Annotated in this window: 20 protein-coding genes, 2 pseudogenes and 1 other annotated feature; of the genes and pseudogenes, 9 read left to right on the top strand and 13 right to left on the bottom strand. The window is 47.5% G+C overall.

The features are described from left to right. The first annotated feature begins 60 nt into the window (after nt 1–60). Both C2U41_RS10220 and C2U41_RS10215 read left to right on the top strand, forming a co-directional pair. A complete protein-coding gene (locus C2U41_RS10220) occupies nt 61–783 on the top strand; it encodes a transposase (RefSeq protein ID WP_233901294.1) in 723 nt (240 codons plus the stop codon). Nucleotides 784–802: 19 nt separating this feature from the next. Next, entirely contained in the window at nt 803–1015 is a 213-nt protein-coding gene (locus C2U41_RS10215; RefSeq protein WP_103849252.1) for a hypothetical protein, read from the top strand. Between the two features lie 15 nt (nt 1016–1030). Here C2U41_RS10215 and C2U41_RS10210 read toward each other — a convergent pair. Continuing rightward, a protein-coding gene (locus tag C2U41_RS10210) for an IS3 family transposase (RefSeq protein ID WP_103849485.1) occupies nt 1031–2178 on the bottom strand; the annotation gives its coding sequence in 2 pieces (ribosomal slippage) (nt 1031–1941 and nt 1941–2178; 1149 coding nt in all). A gap of 252 nt (nt 2179–2430) precedes the next feature. Here C2U41_RS10210 and C2U41_RS10205 point away from each other — a divergent pair. Both C2U41_RS10205 and C2U41_RS10200 read left to right on the top strand, forming a co-directional pair. Continuing rightward, nucleotides 2431–4506: a tape measure protein gene (locus C2U41_RS10205; RefSeq protein ID WP_103848894.1), complete on the top strand. Its 2076-nt coding sequence runs from the start codon at nt 2431–2433 to the stop codon at nt 4504–4506. A 180-nt stretch (nt 4507–4686) separates the two neighbouring features. Next, nucleotides 4687–5472 carry a phage baseplate protein gene (locus tag C2U41_RS10200; protein ID WP_103848893.1) on the top strand — a complete coding sequence of 262 codons (786 nt, stop codon included), beginning with the start codon at nt 4687–4689 and terminating at the stop codon, nt 5470–5472. 31 nt (nt 5473–5503) lie between these two features. Here C2U41_RS10200 and C2U41_RS10195 read toward each other — a convergent pair whose 3' ends face one another. Beyond that, on the bottom strand, nt 5504–7024 hold the full coding sequence (locus C2U41_RS10195) for a recombinase family protein (protein ID WP_103848892.1): 1521 nt from the start codon (nt 7022–7024) through the stop codon (nt 5504–5506). Between the two features lie 90 nt (nt 7025–7114). On the opposite strand from C2U41_RS10195, the gene tonB reads away from it, so the two are divergent. Next, the gene (gene tonB / locus C2U41_RS10190) at nt 7115–7834 is read left to right on the top strand and encodes a TonB system transport protein TonB (protein WP_032936415.1); all 720 of its coding nucleotides are present in this window, start codon (nt 7115–7117) and stop codon (nt 7832–7834) included. Between the two features lie 64 nt (nt 7835–7898). Here tonB and yciA read toward each other — a convergent pair whose 3' ends face one another. The 4 genes and pseudogenes from yciA to C2U41_RS29690 all read right to left on the bottom strand — a co-directional run. Continuing rightward, on the bottom strand, nt 7899–8300 hold the full coding sequence (yciA, locus tag C2U41_RS10185) for an acyl-CoA thioester hydrolase YciA (protein ID WP_003020670.1): 402 nt from the start codon (nt 8298–8300) through the stop codon (nt 7899–7901). A gap of 165 nt (nt 8301–8465) precedes the next feature. Next, nucleotides 8466–9005 (bottom strand): septation protein A, encoded by a 540-nt coding sequence (locus C2U41_RS10180; protein WP_003020667.1) that lies wholly within the window; start codon nt 9003–9005, stop codon nt 8466–8468. Between the two features lie 54 nt (nt 9006–9059). Beyond that, complete coding sequence (locus tag C2U41_RS10175; protein WP_003020663.1) at nt 9060–9803, bottom strand: YciC family protein; 744 nt, start codon at nt 9801–9803, stop codon at nt 9060–9062. A 28-nt stretch (nt 9804–9831) separates the two neighbouring features. Further along, nucleotides 9832–9918 (bottom strand): annotated as a pseudogene (locus C2U41_RS29690) (YkgJ family cysteine cluster protein); the annotation flags it as partial. 283 nt (nt 9919–10201) lie between these two features. Between C2U41_RS29690 and ompW the strand changes: the two are divergent. Next, entirely contained in the window at nt 10202–10840 is a 639-nt protein-coding gene (gene ompW, locus C2U41_RS10170) for an outer membrane protein OmpW (protein WP_003833354.1), read from the top strand. A gap of 567 nt (nt 10841–11407) precedes the next feature. Beyond that, on the top strand, nt 11408–12124 hold the full coding sequence (locus C2U41_RS10165) for a YebC/PmpR family DNA-binding transcriptional regulator (RefSeq protein WP_003020658.1): 717 nt from the start codon (nt 11408–11410) through the stop codon (nt 12122–12124). A 72-nt stretch (nt 12125–12196) separates the two neighbouring features. Here C2U41_RS10165 and C2U41_RS10160 read toward each other — a convergent pair whose 3' ends face one another. Continuing rightward, entirely contained in the window at nt 12197–12634 is a 438-nt protein-coding gene (locus C2U41_RS10160; protein WP_231040640.1) for a hypothetical protein, read from the bottom strand. Between the two features lie 260 nt (nt 12635–12894). Here C2U41_RS10160 and C2U41_RS10155 point away from each other — a divergent pair, with 260 nt between their 5' ends. Continuing rightward, entirely contained in the window at nt 12895–13170 is a 276-nt protein-coding gene (locus tag C2U41_RS10155; RefSeq protein ID WP_003841288.1) for a hypothetical protein, read from the top strand. A gap of 186 nt (nt 13171–13356) precedes the next feature. Next, nucleotides 13357–14829: pseudogene (locus tag C2U41_RS10150) on the top strand (GGDEF domain-containing protein). Between the two features lie 32 nt (nt 14830–14861). Here the strand turns inward: C2U41_RS10150 and trpA are convergent. From trpA to trpL, 6 genes are all read right to left on the bottom strand, one after another. Then, nucleotides 14862–15668 carry a tryptophan synthase subunit alpha gene (trpA, locus tag C2U41_RS10145; RefSeq protein ID WP_003020647.1) on the bottom strand — a complete coding sequence of 269 codons (807 nt, stop codon included), beginning with the start codon at nt 15666–15668 and terminating at the stop codon, nt 14862–14864. Next, entirely contained in the window at nt 15668–16861 is a 1194-nt protein-coding gene (trpB, locus tag C2U41_RS10140; RefSeq protein ID WP_003020645.1) for a tryptophan synthase subunit beta, read from the bottom strand. The genes trpA and trpB overlap by 1 nt, the downstream gene beginning before the upstream one ends. 10 nt (nt 16862–16871) lie before the next feature. Next, nucleotides 16872–18230, bottom strand: a complete 1359-nt coding sequence (gene trpCF, locus C2U41_RS10135) for a bifunctional indole-3-glycerol-phosphate synthase TrpC/phosphoribosylanthranilate isomerase TrpF (RefSeq protein ID WP_003841280.1) — start codon at nt 18228–18230, stop codon at nt 16872–16874. Nucleotides 18231–18233: 3 nt separating this feature from the next. Further along, entirely contained in the window at nt 18234–19829 is a 1596-nt protein-coding gene (gene trpD / locus C2U41_RS10130; protein ID WP_003020639.1) for a bifunctional anthranilate synthase glutamate amidotransferase component TrpG/anthranilate phosphoribosyltransferase TrpD, read from the bottom strand. Further along, on the bottom strand, nt 19829–21391 hold the full coding sequence (locus tag C2U41_RS10125) for an anthranilate synthase component 1 (protein ID WP_103848891.1): 1563 nt from the start codon (nt 21389–21391) through the stop codon (nt 19829–19831). The genes trpD and C2U41_RS10125 overlap by 1 nt, the downstream gene beginning before the upstream one ends. Nucleotides 21392–21414: 23 nt before the next feature. Next, nucleotides 21415–21509, bottom strand: a sequence feature (Trp leader region). Then, nucleotides 21486–21530, bottom strand: a complete 45-nt coding sequence (gene trpL / locus C2U41_RS29315) for a trp operon leader peptide (protein WP_191229385.1) — start codon at nt 21528–21530, stop codon at nt 21486–21488. Its footprint overlaps the feature before it by 24 nt. Nucleotides 21531–21639 lie beyond the last annotated feature (109 nt).

Raw genomic sequence — 21639 nt, 5'->3', positions numbered from 1 at the left:
CTCCACGAATGCTATTGAGGGTGCTTCTATGAAACATGAAATAATAGAACGAGGTGAATAATGGTTAGAGATGAACATGAGAAAGAGGTTGGTCACATCCAGCCAGCTTATGAACGAGTTAATTTAAACGGTGGTTCACATCCACTTTTAAAAATGCAGGAAGATTTCGCTAATAAACTTATTCAGGAGAAGCAAGAGAAAGAATCAAGGCTTCCTTCTGAAATTATTAACGTCTTCCCTGAAGTAGTAGAAATGCCTGATGTATGCAAGAGTGAAGCATTACTTGAGCTTGAAAAGAAATACTATCCAGTTTTAAAAGCACAAAGAATTAAGCTTGATGATGCTTATAGCAAAGTTACCCAGATGCAAGCAGCTATCGAGCCTAATGAGTTTGAGATTATGGATGAGATTGAGCAAAAGCCATATGTTTATTTTGATTACAATGATAATGATGGTTTTGGTACTTTCCCTGAACAAATCCCAGATGTGATTAATAATCTTCCTGAAGGTTCTAGGGTAGCTAAGATTGTTAAAGCTTCTCGTGGTAATGGTTCCTTCATTTACTTGACCGATAAGACTCAGGAAGAACTAAATGAAGTTGCTAAACAGAATATCTTAAGGTCTCGTAACAAGGTTATTGATACTGCCAAGAAAGAACTTGCTAACCAGCTTAAAGCTATGAAGGCGCTTGTTAGTGAATATGAAGACGCTAAGAAGGTTGCTATGCAAGCTGATATTGAGCAACTAACCAAGATTTCAACGAAGTACAGCAAAGCACTTTAATTATGATGTGAGGTGAAGAATGATTGATTTAACTGAACGCTACGAAGTTATTAAGTCTGTTTGTGAGAGTTTAAAGCTTCAGACTAAACCAGAGTTAAGAATTAAAAGTAAACGTCAAGTTATCACTTCACACAAAGCAAAGGTACGTAAGATTCCCTCATGGTGCTTGGATAAATTACCATGTGACGCACAGGTACTAGGTGAAGAAGGGATGTATTCTTACGTTTACTGAATCGCCACGGATAATCTAGACACTTCCGAGCCGTTGATAATACTGGTTTTCATATTCTGTCGGTGACATCTGATCGCTGGAACCATGCCGACGCTTACTGTTATAAAACATTTCGATGTAATCAAAAATATCGCTGCGGGCTTCCTCCCGCGTTCCGTAGATCTTTTTCTTTATCCGTTCGCGTTTCAACAACTGGAAAAAGCTTTCTGCAACCGCATTATCGTGGCAGTTACCGCGACGGCTCATGCTGCCCTCCAGTCCGTGTGATTTCAGGAACGACTGCCACTCATGGCTTGTGTACTGACTGCCCTGATCCGAATGAACCAGCACCTGTTTTTGGGGATTACGCCGCCATACAGCCATCAGCAGTGCGTTCAGGACAATGTCCTTTGTCATCCGGGATTGCATGGACCAGCCGATAATTTTGCGTGAGAACAGATCAACAACCACAGCAAGATACAGCCAGCCTTCGTGGGTCCTGATATAGGTTATGTCGGTTACCCAACGCTCATCCGGAGCATCCGGATTGAACTGTCGCTGGAGCCTGTTGGGCGACACGATACTGGCCTCGCCTTTACGTGCCCACGGGCTCCGGTATCCGACCTGAGCCTTTATCCCGACACGTTTCATCAGTCGCCAGACTCTGTTGACTCCGCACTGTTGCCCGCTGTCCCGCAGATCCAGATGGATCTTGCGATAACCATAGACGCATCCCGATTCCAGCCAGAACTGTTTAATCTGTCCTGTCAGTCTCAGGTCTGCCCGATGGCGTTGTGAATGCGGCTGCTGAAGCCATGCGTAAAAGCCACTGGGATGAACATCCAGCACCCGACAGAGCAGGCGAACAGGCCAGCAACGGGCGTTGTCACGGATAAAGGCGTACCTCAGTCGGACAGTTTTGCGAAGTACGCCGCGGCTTTTTTTAATATGTCCCGTTCGTCAGTAACCCGCTTCAGCTCTTTCTGGAGACGGCGGATCTCGGTCTGAGCATCTGACTGTTCTTTATGAGTGGAGGAATCCGGCCCGTACTTCTTTATCCAGGCGTAAAGGCTGTGGGTGGTGATATCGAGACGTGTTGCAACGCTGGAAACAGAATAACCACGATCAACAACCTGTTTGACTGCTTCAATTTTAAACTCTTCGGGATAACGCTTACCGCTCATGGGCACCTCTCTTTAAGCCATCTTAAATGACTCTGAGGTGTCTGTTAAACCCGTGTCGATTCATACCATTAATATGAGATTAGCTTCTAATCGAATCTAATAAAATTATAAAGGGGAGATTATCTAGATTGCAATCTGGGTAACTCTCCTTTTTGTATGTGTGCTACGTGAAATCTGTAAAGCTAATATCCACACTGAAAAATAGAATTTACGTACAACACGCTTAAACAAAGAAAGAGGTGAAAATATGTAATGGGACAATTTAAAGTTGATGATTTTCTGATTGAGTTAAGCTTTAGCTCTCAGAAGGTTTTAAAAGGTCTGGAAAAAGCTGAAAAGCAAACGATGCAGGTAGCATCAAGAATTGAGAAACGATTGAATAAAGCATTCAGAGTTAACCCAACACCTTTAAATGATTCTTTGAAGACTATGGAAAGGAATGTTGATAAATCTGTTTCACGTATTGAGCAACGTCTTAAAAACACTAAAGCGTTTAAGATTAAAACTCAGGTTGAAGAAGCCTTAAGACCACCTAAGCAACAGAGACAACCACGAATTAGCGGAAACAGAGCAATCACAGCAGCGCATAGCGTGAATATGTCTAAGCTTGGTAACGCTGACCCTTTATTAGCTAAGATGTTCAAGTCTCAGTATTACGCTTTAAGTGGTCGAGCTAATAAACTTGGTAATGAGAGCTTTAATCGTGAGTTAGCAAAGTTAAACCAGTCTCTTCGTGAAACACTTTCCAAGTTTAACAAGACCACCAGCAAAAACAATCACAGTGAAAATGCTTCGAATAGTCTGGATGTACTAGCTACAAGTGCAATTAAAGCAGGTACAGCTATTTATAGTTTTCAGACAGCCTTAGAAGCCTACAAGAAGGTTATGGAGATTGGTCTGAAAAAAGAAGCATCACAACGAGCAGCACAATTCGTTTTAGGTGATGAAGGTGCTAAACGAGCTACAGACTTCGTTAAGAATCTTGCTAATAATACAGGTGTAGACCAGATTGAAACATTAAGCAGTTTTGCTAAGTTTTCCGCTGGTGCTGGTGATATGAATACAGACCAGAAAGAATCCTTATTTAGTAATGTGATTGGTACATCCCGACTAATGGGACTGAACACAGAAGAGATTAACGGGATTCTAAAAGCTTTCGAACAGATGGCTTCTAAAGGAAAGATTCAGGCTGAAGAATTACGTGGTCAATTAGGTGACCGTATGGCAGGTGCTTTTCAGTTATTTGCCAGAAGTCTTGGTATGACTACAGAAGAATTAGACAAGGCTATGAAAGACGGTAAAGTTCTTTCTAAAGATGTTCTTCCTAAAGTATCCGCTGAAATGGGGAATATGATTGCTAAAGCTGGTGGATGGGAAAAGATTATTAACTCCACTCAGACACAGCTAGGACGCCTTTCTAATTCATGGAACAACAATCTAGCTCTTATGTTCGACGGTTCACAGGAAGGTCTGACAGACTTTACAAGGTCACTAACTAATTTACTTGGTTCTCTGGGTGGTTCATCTAAAAGTCTTGGTGAATCTCTTGGTGACCTGATGAAAAGCATGTCAAACGGTGTTGATAGCCTTACAACGGTTAGCTATAGAGTACAGGGATTCTTTGACAGAGTGACCCTTGCTTACAGAGAATTAAATGACACTCAAAAAGCTGTAGCTGATGGTCTTGCTAATGGTCTGTTAGATTCCTTAAAGGGGCTTGCTGGTATAGTCGCTGTAAGGTCTGGGATTGGTGCTGTAGGTGGTATCTGGAATTTAACCAGAGCTATTACAAATCTTGGAACTGTAGCGAATACAGCAGCAGGAAGAATTAATTCACGTTCTGGTGTTGGTAGTATTGAAGGTGGTAAAGGGAAATTATCTGTAGCTGATGCAATTACAAGAGTGATGGTAGTCGGTATGTCTGCTGACGTTATTAACTCCATTGTTAAACCACTCTATGAGCGTCAGATGAATAAATCTGATAATCCGATGGATAAAGTAAGGGCTAAAGCAGAGCCTACAGACCAAGCGTTAACAGGTGATATGAACTCATTTGCCGCTGTTTTGTGGGCTATGGTTCAGGGTAAATCAAAAGCACCTGAACAGATTATTTCACCAGAAGCACTAAACAATCTTAAGAGCCGTGTAGAGGTATTTACACAGGATATTAAAACTATCAGGCCATCGGTAAATATCCAGCCTCAGACAATCAATATCACTACTCAAACGGTGCTTGATGGAAAAGTAATTGATGAAAGAACTACATCACATCTCAACCGTATGCAGGAAGATACCTTGATTAACTCAGCTTACCCAGAGGGGGAATAATGTTAGAGCTACTAATCTTTATTGCTACACACGGCAATCTATTAATCATTATCTAATAAATTAACAGTGTGACGATTCAACTATGAATAGTCGAATGCTACGTGATTTCTTCTGAACGGATACCAACATCAAAAATTAGATTTCACGTAGCTAACGCTTAACAGAATAGGAATAACAACAATGTTTGATACAAAGCAAATCAGATACTCAGGTAAGGATGGGGTTTATTTCCACCTACAAGGTAACCCAGATAACTTTCTGTCACTGTCAGCAACAGAGAATATGGAATATGACTCCCCTATGATGGTGACAACTCAGGCTATGCAGTCTGGGCAGACCATTACAGATAACGTTCAAAGGGCACCTAAAACAATCACTATCTCAGGTGTTGTAGTAGTAGGTTCAAGCGGTTCTATTATAAGAACCCGACAAGGGCAACTTGTAGAGAACTTTATTTCAACTGTAGAGACTTGGAGAGACCAGAAGCAAATTATTTCCATCATCTGTAGGGATGGCATTAAGATTGATGACTCTGTTATTACTCAGTTTAAAGCCAGTAAAGAACACACTATTACTAATGGTCTTCGTATTCAGATGACATTTCAGGGTGTGGAATTTAAATCAATAGTTGGAACTACGGATATTTCTTCTGCAACTGGTAAACCTATGACAACTAAAGATGACGGTGTAACTTCTAAGAAAAACACTGGTAATACTACAACGTCCATTAACAAGAATACGCCTATGCTGGCTTGTAAGGAGCTTTATAACCGTTCTTCAAGTGAACTTACCAACGAACAGTTAAAAGCCCGTCTGAATTGTTCCAAGAGCGTTACGGTAAAAGATGGTGAAAGCACCTTCTCAGACTCAGCTAATGCTGGAGCTACAAAGGCGCTTAATAATGCTGGTACAGGTAGTGCTTTGAAGAAGTTCTCTGTGAATCCTAACAAACGCGGTACTTACTAGAAATGAAAAGGGGCTTCATAGCCCCTGAAAGTTACAGTTGATAAGCATCTATTTCTAGTAGCTCTTTCTCGGCAATTTCAAGGATTGGTGACCCATCATTTAGCGGTAGCGGGTCTGTAGGTATGATTATTTCAGTGTCGTTCTGTAGCGTTACAGTTACCGAATCCTTACCCAATGTCAGCCCCTTTAGATGTTTGGACAAAATCAACTGACACTCGACACGACCCGCTTTAGTCATAAGGTCAATATCTTTAAGTTGGGGTAGTTCCTTGTCAGTGAGTGAAGTTTTACGCTTCAGAGTGTCGATAGTAGTCTGTAGTTCTGTGCGCTTCTGGTTAAGTTCCTTCACCTGAGCTTTCAACTCTGTAATATCATCCATCTCAAGAAGTAGGGCGGTAGCTTTCTTGATTCGAGATGTGACAATTTCAACCTCATGCTGTAACGCTGCAATCTTCCTCTCTGATTCTCCATCATTCCCCACGTCAATCATCCCCAGAAAATTATCAATCATCCACTTATCAAACGGTTTACGCTTCAACGGTGGAACATCACAGCGACCGTCAAGATAGTTATTGCACCTGTAGACCCCCGCATACTTATTCTTGGTTCCGGTGGGATGGACACTAGCCCCACACTGACACCTAAACAGACCTTTGAAGATGTTAATCGTTAATGGGTTATCACTTGCAGGTGTACGGCCTGTACGGTTCTTGCCAAGAATCTCTTGAGCTTTATTGAACGTTGAAGCATCTATAGCGGCTTCGTAGTAATTCGGTATAGCGGGGCGGTCATTACGTTGTGATGCTGGTAGTGTGCCTATCACTGACTCAGAGCGTAAAACAGTACGAACACTGTGAACACTGAACCCGTTAGCATCTTTACGGCGACTAAACGACTTTATACCGTTGCTTTGTAGGTGACGTGCAATGTTATGCAGACTTTCACCATCTAACAGCAGTTTGAAAATCAAGCGTACAGTTTCAGCGTGTTCATTGATTTTGAGAGTATCGGGGTCAATCCATCCGGGGACATTTCTTGTAAGACGTTGTTCACCAGCAAGGGCAAGCTTTGCACGTTGTTTCCACTTCTGGCTAACACGGAAAGACTTCTGCTTAGACTCTTGATGAGCTACGTAGCTTTTAACGCGCTGGATGATTGAGATTCCTAAATCATCGGATAGAGCATCCCTTGTGTAGATTAGCCCATCCTGTAGAGTGTGAATCTCGATACCATGAGCAATAATGCGATTCATCAAGGCTTCTGTTTCAAGATGTTCAAGGCGGCCTATGCGGTCGATAGCTTCGACTAGTAAAATTGTCCCTTCTGGAAATTCCCCTGATTCAATGCGGGAGAGCATATCCCCAAATTGCCCTGATAAGTGTTTACCTTTGTAACCACTCAACCCTTCATCACTGAAAGATGCTACTACTTGAGCATCGTTATTCTTCTTCAGCCACTGCTTGAACAGGTCGTTTTGTCGTCTGGTTGAATCTGCACCTTCAGCACCTTGTATGGCTGATGAGAATCTCAAGTATGTTATTACGCTTCTCATGGTGATAAACTCCCATGCAATTGATTATCATTTAAAGATGAACCTATAAACGTTATGGCTAATGCTACAATGCCGAATAGCTACAATACAATGACCCTTGATTTACCTCGTCGCTTTCCCTGGCCAACGTTACTGTCTGTCGGCATTCATGGTGCCGTAGTGGCTGGTTTGCTGTATACCTCGGTACATCAGGTTATTGAACTGCCTGCGCCAGCGCAGCCGATCTCTGTCACGATGGTCGCGCCTGCCGATCTCGAACCACCTCAGGCCGTTCAGCCGCCGCCGGAACCCGCTGTCGAGCCTGAACCGGAACCAGAGCCGATTCCAGAGCCACCAAAAGAGGCGCCGGTGGTGATTGAAAAACCGAAGCCCAAGCCTAAACCGAAGCCAAAACCGGTGAAAAAGGTGGAAGAGCAGCCGAAACGCGATGTTAAACCAGCAGAACCGCGGCCGGCCTCCCCGCTGGAAAATACGGCACCTACGCGCACAATGACCAATACAGCACCGGCAACTACCAGCAAACCGGTGGTCAGTGCGCCATCGGGTCCACGTGCTTTAAGCCGTAATCAGCCTCAGTATCCGGCGCGAGCTCAGGCGCTGCGCATTGAAGGGCGGGTAAAGGTCAAATTTAATGTAACGCCGGATGGTCGGGTTGAAAATGTGGAGATCCTGTCTGCACAGCCTGCCAATATGTTTGAGCGTGAAGTGAAAAACGCGATGCGTAGATGGCGTTATGAAGCAGGTAAACCCGGTTCCGGACTCGTGGTGAATATTGTTTTCAAATTAAACGGCACAACGCAGATCGAGTAAGCATCAGGCCGTCCGGCAATGATCAAGAGTGATGATTGCCGGATAGCATTACTGGCGTGTGCTATCAGGCCAACGTGGGGATTGGACGCGGTTTCCCGTCTTTATCAACGGCAACGTAGATAAACAGAGCTTCGGTGGCCTTATAACGCTGGCCAATAGGTTCAGAAGCGACTTTCTTCACCCAAACTTCAATATTGATGCTGATTGAGGTTGTCCCGCGTTTCACACAGCGAGCATAGCAACACACTACATCACCTACGGCGACCGGGCGCAAAAAGCTCATTCCTTCAACCCGCACAGTTACCACACGACCATGTGCGATCTCTTTGGCTTGAATCGCGCCACCTATATCCATTTGTGACATCAGCCAGCCGCCAAAAATATCACCGTTCGCGTTGGTATCGGCAGGCATGGCCAGAGTGCGTAAAACCAGTTCACCCTGGGGAGTGTTATTCGTTGTTGTCATTGTAGAACCGACTATAGAGAAAGATTACAGGCGCGATGCTACTAGAATTTGTGCGTCGAGAACAGAGGGGATGCGGCATGCAGAGCAGATGTAAGTCAGGTTGTCAGCTCTATGGAACGCGAGGGGATAAAAATTCGCCAGATCCGCAGATCTGGCGAGCATGTATTACGATTTATCTTCTTGCGGCAGATGACGGTAAATATAGACCCCACTCAGCAGCGTAAAGAATAAAGTCAGGGCGGTCAGGCCGAACACTTTGAAGTTGACCCAAATGTTCTGCGGTAGCCAAAATGCAATATAGATATTCGCCAGACCACACAGGATGAAAAAGACTGCCCAGGCTAAATTTAGTTTCGACCAGACTGGCTGCGGCAGGGTCAGTTCTTTACCTAACATGCGCTGGATCAGCGGTTTTTTCATCACCCACTGGCTTACCAGCAATGCTCCAGCAAACAGCCCGTAAATCACCGTTACTTTCCACTTAATGAATTCATCGTTGTGGAAAAAAATAGTCAGGCCACCAAATACGGCCACCAGGACAAAGGTGATTAACGCCATCTTCTCGACCTTGCGATAGCGAACCCAGCTGTAAATCAACACTACAGCCGTTGCGACAATCAGCGCCGAGGTCGCCGCATAGATGTCGTAAAGCTTATAAAAAGCAAAAAAGACAACCAGCGGTAAAAAATCAAGAAACTGCTTCATTCTTCGATTCCGTCATCAAAAGCACCGGGTACAAGCCCGGAATGCGTTCAGGGTTTATTGGCGAATCAGCATGTACAGGCGGAACAAATAGATCAGCAACACCGCGGAGATCATATTGCTCAGCGTATTCGCCAATACCGCGCCTACATTCGGCGTAAGTACTGCAAAACTTGGCGCAAAAAGCAACAGCAGCGTTTTTGCCAGCAACCAACCGATTACTGCCGGCGCAACCAGTCGCATATTCGACCACGCCAGACGCATACTGTTGCGCATCGCGGCAAAGACACCCATTTTGTCCTGTACCAACATCACAGGTGCGAGTGCCAGCAGGATGGCCAGCAGAATACCGGGAACAACAACCAGCATAATACCGATTTGCACCAGCAGAGTAGTCAAAAAAATCAGAATAAACAGCTTTGGCAACACTGGCGCACTGGCGCCGATGGCACGTAATGCGCTGACCCGATGACCTGCTGAAATCAGCTGAATCATCAGGATGACCCCACCGGCAAGGATGGCATTACCAATCAGACCAGAAAACGTAGACGCCGCGGAAGCGCGTAGCAAAATTTGCTGTTGCTCCGGGGTCATGTTTTGCACCAGATCGAACAACCCCACGCTGCTGGTTAACTGATCGCCTTCACTGAGTTGCGCAATTTGTGCGTCAGTGGGGGAAAAGGCATGCCCTAACACCACTGTGATAAACGCGCACAACAACGATACCAGCAAGATGGTAATGAATTGATTACGGAAAAAGTTTCCCGTGTCACGGTAAACGGATTTCGCCGTGATAGACATGCACTCTCCTTGAGTTTTGCAGGTGTTCATTTGCGGGCAATTGTACCCTGGATAACTCTACAGTGGCAGCATCGCGCGATGTATGGAAAAGCATATCTTTGTAAAGCTGCGGTAATTTTTGGCTATGACTTCAGCGTCGTGCATGAACGCTGTTTGTTATCTGCGCATCGCGTGCAGATAACAAACACCCATCAGCAATGAGCTGGAGGTACTTGCACATTGAAAATATATCAAAATTGATCTGAATTAATTTAACCAGGATTCTGAATGCAAGTTCTAACTTAATCTGGATCAATAAATGTTAAATTATCAAAGTCAATGTGATCCATGTTAGATCATTTATTACTCCAAAGTAGGTATATTCATTCCGCTTTTATAACCATAACGATGGAGCGGACATGAAAAAATTAACAGTTGCAGCATTGGCTTTAACAACCCTTCTCTCTGGTAACGCATTTGCGCATGAAGCTGGAGAGTTCTTTATTCGTGCAGGTTCAGCCACCGTCAGACCGACGGAAGGTGCAGGTGGTACGCTGGGCAGCTTAGGTGGCTTTGATGTCAGCAATAACACGCAGTTGGGTCTGACATTTACCTACATGGCAACCGACAATATCGGTGTTGAATTACTGGCGGCTACACCGTTCCGCCATAAAATTGGTACTGCAGCAACGGGTGATATTGCCACCGTACATCATTTGCCGCCGACGTTAATGGCACAGTGGTACTTCGGTGACTCCAGCAGTAAACTGCGTCCGTACGTAGGTGTTGGTGTGAACTACACGACCTTCTTCGATGAAGGCTTTAACGATAACGGTAAAGAAACAGGATTATCGGACCTGAGTCTGAAAGATTCCTGGGGTGCAGCAGGGCAAGTCGGTATGGACTATCTGATTAACCGCGACTGGCTGATTAACATGTCGGTCTGGTACATGGATATCGACACCACCGCAAGCTATAAAATGGGTGGCGTCCAGCAGCGCGACAGTGTACGCCTCGATCCGTGGGTGTTTATGTTCTCTGCGGGTTATCGTTTTTAAGTTCTTCTGCAAAACTCCTCTGCAAAACTGGTCATCAAATGACCAGTTTTTCCATTCTTTTCCACGCGTATCGTTATTTTGACCAGCCGTAGTCAACTGAGTCACGTGTGCTTCTGAACGCATCATTCAGAGATGCTGGTTGTACCGTTCCACCCATTTAGCATTTCCCTTTGTTGTAGTGGTGGAGTAAATATAGGCTAAGTATCTTGTCCCGGTACTAAACGAACACACTATCAAATAAGGCGCTGTGCAAGATGACTTGTAGCGCTCTCTTTAAGCAGTACCGCGGTAACTATAATAGCCTGTGTGTTTATCTGGAATATCGCTTTTGTTTCTATTCTCTTATGCATTATTGCTGCGGCTCATTTATTACGTACAAAAAAGAACCTGCAGATAATAAGGGGATAACTTATCCAAAATGTTACCTATTGATAAAATTAAAGTAACATATCGTAAAATTTGGATATTTTATTTTTCATGGACTAATGTTTATACATCATGATATAATGTGATGGCAGATTATTTACCATTCAATAATGTAAATGAATTTTCGAGGAGATCATTCCAGTGGGACGTAAGTGGGCAAATATTGTTGCTAAAAAAACAGCTAAAGACGGTGCAACGTCTAATGTATATGCAAAATTCGGTGTAGAAATTTATGCTGCTGCTAAACAAGGCGAACCAGACCCAGAATTAAATACATCTTTAAAATTCGTTATTGAACGTGCGAAACAAGCGCAGGTTCCAAAACACGTTATTGATAAAGCCATTGATAAAGCCAAAGGCGGCAGCGATGAAACGTTCGTGCAAGGGCGTTATGAAGGCTTTGGTCCCAGTGGCTCACTGATTATCGCTGAAACATTGACTTCAAACGTTAACCGTACGATTGCTAATGTCCGCTCAATTTTTAATAAAAAAGGCGGGAATATCGGAGCGGCGGGTTCTGTCAGCTATATGTTTGACAATACCGGAGTAATTGTATTTGAAGGGACAGACCCTGACCATATTTTTGAAATTCTGCTTAATGCTGAAGTAGATGTTCGTGATGTAACCGAGGAAGAAGGAAACATCGTTATTTATACTGAATCTACAGATCTTCATAAAGGCATTGCAGCTCTAAAAGCAGCAGGAATTACTGAGTTCTCAACTACAGAATTAGAGATGATTGCTCAATCAGAAATTGAACTTTCACCAGAAGATTTAGAAGTCTTTGCAGGGCTTGTTGATGCTCTTGAAGATGACGATGATGTTCAAAAAGTATATCATAACGTTGCAAATCTCTAATGATAGATTAAAGAAATCTGTCATTATGGCAGATTTTTTTAACTCATAAAGTTGTAATGAGTGCACTATTTATTACAAACTCGGATATTTTCCATCATCATCAACTAAAAATATCTGAGATAGGTACCAGGTATCATTCTCTTTGGACAATTGATATTCATAAACAGGTGAATAATACTGCCTCGATAATCTGGTCGTCACGGTCGCTACTTTTTCAGTAATCTGAACCGATATGATGTTCTCTTGCTCAGGATCATGACTAGACTCAGAACCAAAAGCTATAGGCTCGCCCTGAAAACCAGGTTTTGTATATTTATTCAAAAGCTCATTCCAACCCTTCTGGGCCAGGAGCATAACTTCTTGCTTTCCGTAGTTCTGATTTCTCTGAAATGACTGGTCATTCCAATATTTATAATCCCTCTGGAAAGCGGTGATTACCTGTTCCGGAGTATTTGCCAGTATGTCCCCAGCGCTTAAAAATCCAACGCTTAACATAACTAATTTAATCAACAGATGTCTCAACAAGTTCACCCATATTTGGCATGCTTTCCTTCAGTGTCTCGCAAGGGACTTTTTGAAGTCAACTTCATTAATGGTTGCACAACCAAAACGACTGAACTGTATAGATTCCGGGCATACCTGCCCGTGGTTAGCAGCCAGGAAAAATTCCCCTCGTTCTTCATTTAAAAAATTCTGGGGAAAACATCCTGCCTTTCTCCCCTTTGATGTAGTGCTACTCTTTAAGCAAACCAACTTTGAGGGGATTGCTGATGATGTTGACCCGCCATCTGCTACAGCAAAAAATCACACTTCTGGAACCGTTCTACGAGGATCAAACGGCAGCGTTTGCCGTGAGTGTTGCACGTGAATTATTGCTTTGCATGGATAAAATTGAGGCGCTGGAGAAACTTATTGCGACTCCGGTTACACTACCTTATTGCAGCGCAAGTCCGGTTTGTGAGATTGAGGCGGGCTATGCCGCAGGCGTAAACGACTGCCGCGAGGCCATCCGGCGGGCAGGGTATCCTATCGAAGGTGATGATTAGTTTGCGCTTATGTTAACAAATATGTGCTTTTATTGTATAAATCTGTAACCTACGCGCGCTGCTGCGGGCTACATCAACTTACCTGCTTCGGAGTGGCAAACATTCTCTATCAACGTACAACGCTGTTATGCAACAACATAAACGGGTAACCGATTTGGCAATACTGTTAACTATCAGGGTGGACTCGTGAAGATTGTGCAGGATAAGCTCAGAAACAGGCAGGCTCTGCTGGTATCCGGGCTCATTACGTTGATTTTTACCTCGTTGTTTCTGTTTATCATTTATGAACAGCGTATGGCGGCCGCCAGTGAAGGCGTTAGCCGCCTGCAAGCTCACATGTTGGACATTTTTAACGATAATGAACTGATTGCCGATGCGATTGGCGAGCGTTATTACCACATCAAAACCGGCGAACAGTGTGGTGTTATGGCGCAGTTTGTTCCGCGAAACAAAGATGAATGGGGAATTAACGCCGACCCAAAGCGGGTTCATTCTGCAACGGGGACAATTATTGCTCAGCAACCCAGCCATAATGCGCTGTGTATGTATACTGCGGCGGAGTTCATTCGCGGAATGGTTAATGAGCTAAATCCAGGCAGCTTCGATGCACACCGTTACATTATCGCCAGCAATTCAGATTATTTTTATTGGTTTATGGCTTCCGACTCGCGCAATTTCAGTTTTTCTGACTCTGAAATGGCGATGGATATTACGCATTTTTTCTATCCGCCCACCGATTTCTATACCCGGTTGTTGCAAAAAAACGTCAAAAATAAAGCTCTCAGTTCAACAAACTTCTATACCGATAAAATTACCGGTGAAAAAGCCTACAGCGTAGTGAGCTATATCTACGATCTGTCGGGTAAGGAGATATCAGACCAAATCGTTGCCTATCTGGTCTATGATCATTCGAAGCCTGAGCTGCAGGAAGCGTTAGCCGAGGCGTTTGATAATCAAATCCTTCCCGGATTGAACGTGGAGTTGGTGAATCTGACCAACAAAGAGAGCCTCTGCTTATCCGGCAAATGTGCGGGGCAATCCAGCTATTTGGTGCGCAATTTTTCGGAGAAATATGCGCTGCACTATTCGCTTTCATTAGGCCGTTTTATGGCGCGCGATACACATGCCGGGATTGTTATCCTGCTGGCGCCGTTCTTTTTCATCATCATTAGCTTCTCGTTAAAGTCATGGCTAAACGAAAGCGACCTCAAGGTTTATATCGATACTCTGACCGGCTGTTTTAACCGCCGAATACTCGACATTATCAAGCGTCGGGATTTATCACACTGTTCGGTGGTGCTACTGGACTGCAATAAATTTAAGGCCGTCAATGATACCTGGGGCCACGCGGCAGGCGATCGCGCGTTGCAAATTATCGCCAACAGGATGCTGTCAAACACTCGCACCAGCCACGATATTGTAATTCGTACCGGCGGGGATGAATTTATGATCCTGCTGTTTCGATCGTAGGCAACTGACGCCATAGCAATCGCGCAACGTATTAGCGGGCAGGTGACCAGTCATGTGTTTGTGGTGGAAGGGCATACCGTACCATTGTCAGTATCGTGGGGAATTGCAGAAGTGAACGGTGAACTGGATGTGGCCATTCAGAATGCGGATAGCGCTATGTATAGAATGAAGCACACGAAAGAAGGGTGAAACCGCCAGACGTCTCTGGCGGTTGATTTAACTTACTGGTGGGTGGCGGCTTTCATCGTGCTGACAAACGCTTTCAGCTCAGCCAGCATCTGTTCCGGTGCCGCAACATTTTTCTCAATGATTTTCACAATTGCCGAGCCGGAAATTGCACCGGCAGCACCGGCTTCAATAGCTCCGGCTACCTGTTCAGGCGCAGAGATACCGAAGCCCTGTAAAGAAGGCGGTGCATCATATTGTTTCAGCTTTTCAACCAAATGATGCAGCGGTAATGCCGCACGATTTTCGGCACCGGTCACACCTGCACGTGAAAGCAGATAAGTGTAGCCGCGACCGTAAGAGGCAATCTGGCGTAGCAGTTCTTCATCAGCGTTCGGCGGGCAGATGAAAATCGGTGCGATGTTGTGACGCAGTGCAGCAGTTCTGAATGGCGCAGACTCCTCAACAGGGACATCGGCTACCAACACAGAATCCACACCCACTTTTTCGCACTGGGCGTAAAACTCGTCAATGCCCTTGCTGAAGACCAGGTTGGCATACATCAGCAACCCAATGGGAATCGTCGGATGTTTCTGGCGAATCAGCGCCAGCATCTCAAAGCATTGCGATGGTGTGACGCCGGCGGCAAACGCACGCAGGGTGGCTTCCTGAATGGTTGGGCCATCGGCCAGCGGATCGGAGAACGGAATGCCGAGTTCAAGCGCGTCGGCACCAGCTTCAATCAGCGTATCAATGATTTTCAGTGACTGCTCAACAGACGGATCGCCCAGGGTTACGAAGGGGACAAAAGCACCTTCTTTGCGGTCCTTCAGCTGTGCAAACAGGTTTTCGTAACGTTCCATTAGATTTCCCCTCGCGCTTTCAGAATATCGTGTACGGTGAAAATGTCTTTGTCGCCGCGACCGGAGAGATTAACCACCAGTAGCTGCTCTTTTTCCGGATTTTCACGCATCATTTTCAACGCGTGTGCCAGGGCATGGGAGGACTCCAGTGCCGGAATAATCCCCTCGTGCAGACACAGCGTTTTGAAGGCTTCCAGTGCTTCATCATCGGTTATTGAAACATAATCGGCGCGACCAATGCTGTTCAGGTACGCATGCTGTGGCCCGACCGATGGGAAGTCGAGCCCGGCGGAAATAGAGTAAGACTCTTCAATCTGTCCTTCTTCGGTCTGCATCATCGGGGACTTCATGCCGAAGTAAATCCCGACACGACCATGTTTCAACGGCGCGCCGTGTTCTCCAGACTCAATCCCGTGACCGCCTGGCTCTACGCCAATCAAACCGACGCTGGTTTCATTAATAAAATCGGCGAACATACCGATGGCGTTAGAACCGCCACCCACGCAGGCGATAACGGCGTCCGGCAGACGACCTTCTTTTTCCAGAATCTGCGCCTTGGTTTCTTCACCGATCATCCGCTGGAACTCACGCACAATAGTCGGGAAGGGGTGCGGACCTGCCGCTGTACCGAGCATATAGTGCGCGGTATCGTAGCTGCCAGACCAGTCGCGCAGCGCTTCGTTACAGGCATCTTTCAGCGTTGCGGAACCGCTGTGAACGGGGATAACTTCTGCACCCATCAAACGCATACGGAAAACGTTCGGCGACTGACGTTCAACATCTTTCGCGCCCATGTAAATACGGCATTTCAACCCCAGCAGTGCGCTGGCGAGAGCAGATGCAACACCGTGCTGCCCCGCGCCTGTTTCGGCGATAATTTCCGTTTTACCCATGCGCTTCGCCAGCAACGCCTGGCCCAGCACCTGGTTGGTTTTGTGCGCGCCGCCGTGCAGTAAATCTTCACGCTTGAGATACAGCGTCGTGTTGGTGCCTTGAGTAATGTTCTGGCACTTGGTCAGTGCGGTTGGGCGACCCGCATAGTTTTTCAGCAGGTCTGTAAACTGCGCCTGAAATTCAGGATCTTTTTGCGCGCTGACAAAAGCTTCTTCCAGCTGGCGCAGGGCAGGCATCAGAATCTGTGGCACATACATACCGCCAAATTCACCAAAATACGGATTGAGTAATGTTGTCATGTCCTTTTCCTTAATATGCGCGCAGCGTCTGAAAGACCGAAGCCAGAAGACGTGCATCTTTGATGCCCGGCTGTGACTCTACGCCAGAATTGAAATCGAGACCGGCACAGCCGGTTTTTGCCGCGTCAACGCAGTTATCTGCGCCAAGTCCGCCAGCCAGTAATACGTTATCCAGCGATTGTCCGCCTAAAAGTGACCAGTCGAAGCGTTGCCCGCTGCCGCCCTGACCGTTGTCGAATACGTATTTATCGACATGCTGATAATCCCGGGCTGGCAACTTATCGCTGACGCTGAGCGCCTTCCAGATTTGTACCTGTGCGGGTAGCGCATTGCGTAGCGCGTCTACGTAGGCTTGATCTTCGCTACCATGCAGTTGCACGGCCGTGAGTCCCAGAGCAGCCGCTGTTTCACGTACGTCGATAATATCTGTGTTGCGAAACACCCCGACGTATTGCAGCGGCGCGCCGGTCATGACCTCTCGCGCTTGCTCAACGCTAACCGCGCGTGGCGATGTGGGTACAAAAATCAGTCCGCCATAAATCGCGCCGGATTTATACGCCGCGTTGGCATCCTGAGCCCGGGTTAAACCGCAGACTTTATTCTCGCCGAGCAGTACGCGACGCACGGCAGCGTGCAGATCATCATGCGACATCAGCGCGGAACCAATCAGAAAACCGTTGGCGAAGTGGCTGAGCTCGCGCACCTGACCATAGGTATTGATCCCGGACTCGCTGATGACGGTCACACCGTGGCCCAGGCGCGGCGCAAGCTGGCGGGTGCGATTCAAATCAATCGACAAGTCGCGTAAATCGCGGTTGTTGATACCAACGACTTTGGCGCCCAGTGCGATAGCACGCTCCAGCTCTTCTTCGTTGCTGACTTCGGTCAGTACGCCCATTTTCAGGCTGTGGGCGACGGCGGCGAGTTGACGATATTGTTCATCATCGAGGACCGACAGCATCAACAAACAGGCGTCCGCCTGGTAAAAACGCGCCAGGTAAATCTGGTAAGGATCGATAATAAAGTCCTTACACAGAACAGGTTGCGGCGCGATGCGGCTGACGATAGGCAGGAAATCAAAACTGCCCTGGAAATATTTCTCATCGGTCAGTACGGAAATCGCGGAAGCATAATGTTTATAAACGCCCGCAATCTGTGCCGGATCGAAGTCATCACGGATCACGCCTTTTGACGGAGATGCTTTTTTACATTCCAGAATAAAGGCGGTGCGCGCACCTTGCAGCGCATCGTAGAAATCACGAGAGCTGGGTTGAACATCATTTTGAAAGCTGGCCAGCGGTTGTTGCTGTTTGCGGGCTTCTACCCAAATCGCCTTGTCTGCGACAATTTTCGCTAAAACGGTTTGCATCATTTACCCTCTTGCTGCCAGTGCAGTGACACGGTCATAGGCCGCACCGCTGCGCAGTACATTAATCACGGTTTGCGCATTGGCTTTCAAATCTTCTTCACCGTGCAAGCGCATTAACATGGCGACATTCGCGGCAACAGCGGCTTCATGAGCGGCTTCACCTTTACCTTGTAACAAGCGACTAAGAATGTCACGGTTTTCTTCCGGCGTGCCGCCAGCCAGCTGTTCCTGGTGGTAAGGCGTCAGGCCAAAGTCTTCTGCCGTCAGTTGATAACTCTTGATTTCCCCATCGTGCAGTTCTGCCACAATGGTCGGCGCATGCAGCGAAACTTCGTCCATGCCACCGCTGTGCACTACGGCCGCCCGCTGATATCCGAGCACACGCAGCGTTTCGGCAATCGGCAGCACCAGCTCCGGGCTGTAAACGCCGATCAGCGCCAGCGGCGGATGTGCCGGGTTAATCAACGGGCCGAGCACGTTAAACAGCGTGCGGGTTTTCAACTGCTGGCGTACCGGCATGGCATGGCGAAAACCGGTGTGGTATTTCGGCGCAAACAGAAAACACACGCCGAGATCGTCAAGCGCCTGACGGGATTTGTCGGCGTTCATATCCAGATTGATGCCAAATGCCGCTAACAGATCCGAAGAGCCTGACTTGCTGGAGACGCTGCGGTTGCCGTGTTTGGCAACTTTCAGTCCGCAAGCCGCTGCAACAAAGGCGCTGGCGGTAGAAATATTGATGCTGTTGCTGCCGTCGCCGCCGGTACCGACAATATCGGCAAACAGATAATCAGGACGCGGGAACGGAGCGGCGTTTTCCAGCAGCGCGGTTGCCGCACCGGCAATTTCATTCGGGTGTTCGCCACGGATTTTCATGCTCACCAGCGCCGCAGCCAGTTGTTCCGGCTTCAGTTCACCGCGGACCACGGCGGAGAACAGCTGGTGGCTTTCCTGCTGAGACAGCGTCTGCGCCTGGTACAGTTTCTCCAGAATTGGTTGCAGCGTATTGGTTTGTTCAAGCTTCTGTTGCGCCCAGGCCAGCGTTTGTTCCAACAGACGCGCGCCCTGGGTGGTCAGAATGGACTCCGGATGGAACTGGAAGCCGCAGACGCGATCGGTATCGTGACGCACCGCCATCACCATGCCGTTAAAGTGGGCGTTAATGGTTAATCCTGCCGGAACGTTGCTGCCAACCAGCGAATGATAGCGTGCCACCGGCAGCGGATTCGCCAGACCAGCAAACATTGCCTGACCGTCGTGTTCAATGCTGGACGCTTTGCCGTGCAGGATTTCTCCAGCCTGGCCCACATATCCACCATAGGCCTCAACAATGGCCTGATGTCCCAGACAAATGCCGATGATTGGCAGCTTGCCGCGCAGACGGGTTAACAGCTCCGGCATGCAACCTGCTTCGCTTGGCGCACCTGGGCCTGGAGAGAGCATCAGCACAGGATTTTTCATCGTTGCTAAGCGGTCAATCAACGTCTGGGCCGGAATATGGTTGCGGTAAATCACCACGTTGTGACCATTAGTACGCAGCTGATCCGCCAGGTTATAGGTAAAAGAGTCGATATTATCGAGCAGCAGAATGTCAGCCATTAGAAGGTCTCCTGTGCGTGGTGCGCGGTGGCGATAGCACGCAGAACCGCGCGCGCTTTATTACGGGTTTCATCGGCTTCAGACTGCGGTACAGAATCCAGAACAATCCCGGCACCGGCTTGTACGGTGGCAATACCGTCTTCCACGAGGGCGGAACGAATGACAATACAGGTATCCAGATCGCCATGAGCCGTGAAGTAACCTACCGCGCCGCCGTAGCTGCCACGGCGACGACCTTCTGCCTCGGCGATAAGCTGCATAGCGCGAACTTTTGGCGCTCCGCTTAACGTGCCCATATTCATACAGGCGCGGTAAGCGTGCAGCACATCCAGATCGCTACGCAGCTCGCCTACCACACGCGAAACCAGGTGCATTACGAAGGAGTAACGATCGACTTTGGTGAGGTCAGCAACATAGCGGCTGCCAGGCGTACAGATGCGCGCCAGGTCGTTACGCGCAAGGTCAACCAGCATCAGGTGCTCAGAAAGCTCTTTATGGTCGGTACGCATCTCCAGCTCGATACGGCTGTCAAGGTCGCGGTCAAGCGAACCGTCCGCACGACGACCACGCGGGCGAGTGCCGGCAATCGGGTAGATCTCAATCTGGCGGCTGGTGGCATCGTATTTCAGCGAGCTTTCCGGGGAGGCGCCAAACAGCGTGAAATCGTTGTCCTGCATGAAAAACATGTATGGGCTGGGGTTACTTTTCTTCAGCACATAGTAGGCTGCCAGCGGTGACGGGCAGGGCAGCGAGAAACGTCGGGACGGAACTACCTGGAAAATTTCGCCCGCGCGAATCGCTTTTTGCATGCCACGTACTACGGCGCCGAACTCTTCATCGCTCTGATTGCACTCGCAGCGCATCTGCGGGACTTCAGTGACCGGCAACGGCGGCGCAGGCTCGGTAAGATGCTGGCTCAGCTGCGCCAGACGGGCGTTAAGTCGCTGTTTTTCCGCATCATTGGGGGTAAAAACACTGGCCTGAATTCGGGTGCTTTTTTTCTGGTGGTCGATAACCATCAGCGTTTCTGCCAGATAGAAGCAGTAGTCAGGACAACGGTTGCCCGCTTCAAGCTGAGGTAAATCTTCAAAACCGGCAACCAGGTCGTAGGAAAACAGACCGCCGAAGAACATCGCTTCACGTTCTTGAACAGGAACATTCACCAGCCCCTGCAGTATGCGAAAAGCATCAAATACGGAAAGAGAACATAAACGGGCGTCTTCATCCAACAGCGGGCTGACGGCAGGGAATCGCAGATGACGACCATTCGGCTGTTTTTCATTCTCAACGCCAGCGGGCAGGGCAGCATCCAGCAAGGGCAGCAGCGATGCGCCGTTTGTGGATAACGCCTGAATAGTGACAGTGTCACCGAGAGCGGTAATGCGCAATGCGCTGTCGACTAGCAGCAAGCTCTTCAGATCGTCTTTGCTGTCGATATCTGCAGATTCCAGCAGCAGCGTTGCCGGACGTGCGCCACACACCTGATGAAACAGCGACGTCGGATTCTCACGATAGGCGGCATCGCAGGCAAGCAGTTCGAGTATCGGTTTTTGTGTTTGCATCGTTATTCTCATTAATTTTGTTCAAAAAAAAGCCCGCTCATTAGGCGGGCCGGGTATCTGGTTGCAAATTGCAGACGTAAGACACTGCCCGAAATCAGGAAGTGCGCCACCAACCGTGCAGAAAAAATGTTGCTTTCATTGCAGATACCTTCTTCATGTGAACTTGCGTACTAGTTAACTAGTTCGATGGGGTAAAGTCAACACCTGATTTCAGTATATTTGCCGAAACCGCTATGATGGGCGTGTTA

Source organism: Citrobacter freundii complex sp. CFNIH4 (assembly GCF_002934505.1).
In the GTDB taxonomy this organism is placed as follows: Bacteria; Pseudomonadota; Gammaproteobacteria; order Enterobacterales; family Enterobacteriaceae; genus Citrobacter; species Citrobacter freundii.
The sequence above is the reverse complement of the archived record's forward strand: the minus strand, read 5'-3'. Positions and strand labels throughout refer to the sequence as shown.

Bases quoted from the DNA above. Each gene is read 5' to 3' on its own strand.
- C2U41_RS10220 (WP_233901294.1), top strand. From the start codon at position 61: ATGGTTAGAGATGAACATGAGAAAGAGGTTGGTCACATCCAGCCAGCT.
- C2U41_RS10215 (WP_103849252.1), top strand. From the start codon at position 803: ATGATTGATTTAACTGAACGCTACGAAGTTATTAAGTCTGTTTGTGAG.
- C2U41_RS10205 (WP_103848894.1), top strand. From the start codon at position 2,431: ATGGGACAATTTAAAGTTGATGATTTTCTGATTGAGTTAAGCTTTAGC.
- C2U41_RS10200 (WP_103848893.1), top strand. From the start codon at position 4,687: ATGTTTGATACAAAGCAAATCAGATACTCAGGTAAGGATGGGGTTTAT.
- C2U41_RS10195 (WP_103848892.1), bottom strand. From the start codon at position 7,024: ATGAGAAGCGTAATAACATACTTGAGATTCTCATCAGCCATACAAGGT.
- tonB (WP_032936415.1), top strand. From the start codon at position 7,115: ATGACCCTTGATTTACCTCGTCGCTTTCCCTGGCCAACGTTACTGTCT.
- yciA (WP_003020670.1), bottom strand. From the start codon at position 8,300: ATGACAACAACGAATAACACTCCCCAGGGTGAACTGGTTTTACGCACT.
- C2U41_RS10180 (WP_003020667.1), bottom strand. From the start codon at position 9,005: ATGAAGCAGTTTCTTGATTTTTTACCGCTGGTTGTCTTTTTTGCTTTT.
- C2U41_RS10175 (WP_003020663.1), bottom strand. From the start codon at position 9,803: ATGTCTATCACGGCGAAATCCGTTTACCGTGACACGGGAAACTTTTTC.
- ompW (WP_003833354.1), top strand. From the start codon at position 10,202: ATGAAAAAATTAACAGTTGCAGCATTGGCTTTAACAACCCTTCTCTCT.
- C2U41_RS10155 (WP_003841288.1), top strand. From the start codon at position 12,895: ATGATGTTGACCCGCCATCTGCTACAGCAAAAAATCACACTTCTGGAA.
- trpA (WP_003020647.1), bottom strand. From the start codon at position 15,668: ATGGAACGTTACGAAAACCTGTTTGCACAGCTGAAGGACCGCAAAGAA.
- trpB (WP_003020645.1), bottom strand. From the start codon at position 16,861: ATGACAACATTACTCAATCCGTATTTTGGTGAATTTGGCGGTATGTAT.
- trpCF (WP_003841280.1), bottom strand. From the start codon at position 18,230: ATGCAAACCGTTTTAGCGAAAATTGTCGCAGACAAGGCGATTTGGGTA.
- trpD (WP_003020639.1), bottom strand. From the start codon at position 19,829: ATGGCTGACATTCTGCTGCTCGATAATATCGACTCTTTTACCTATAAC.
- C2U41_RS10125 (WP_103848891.1), bottom strand. From the start codon at position 21,391: ATGCAAACACAAAAACCGATACTCGAACTGCTTGCCTGCGATGCCGCC.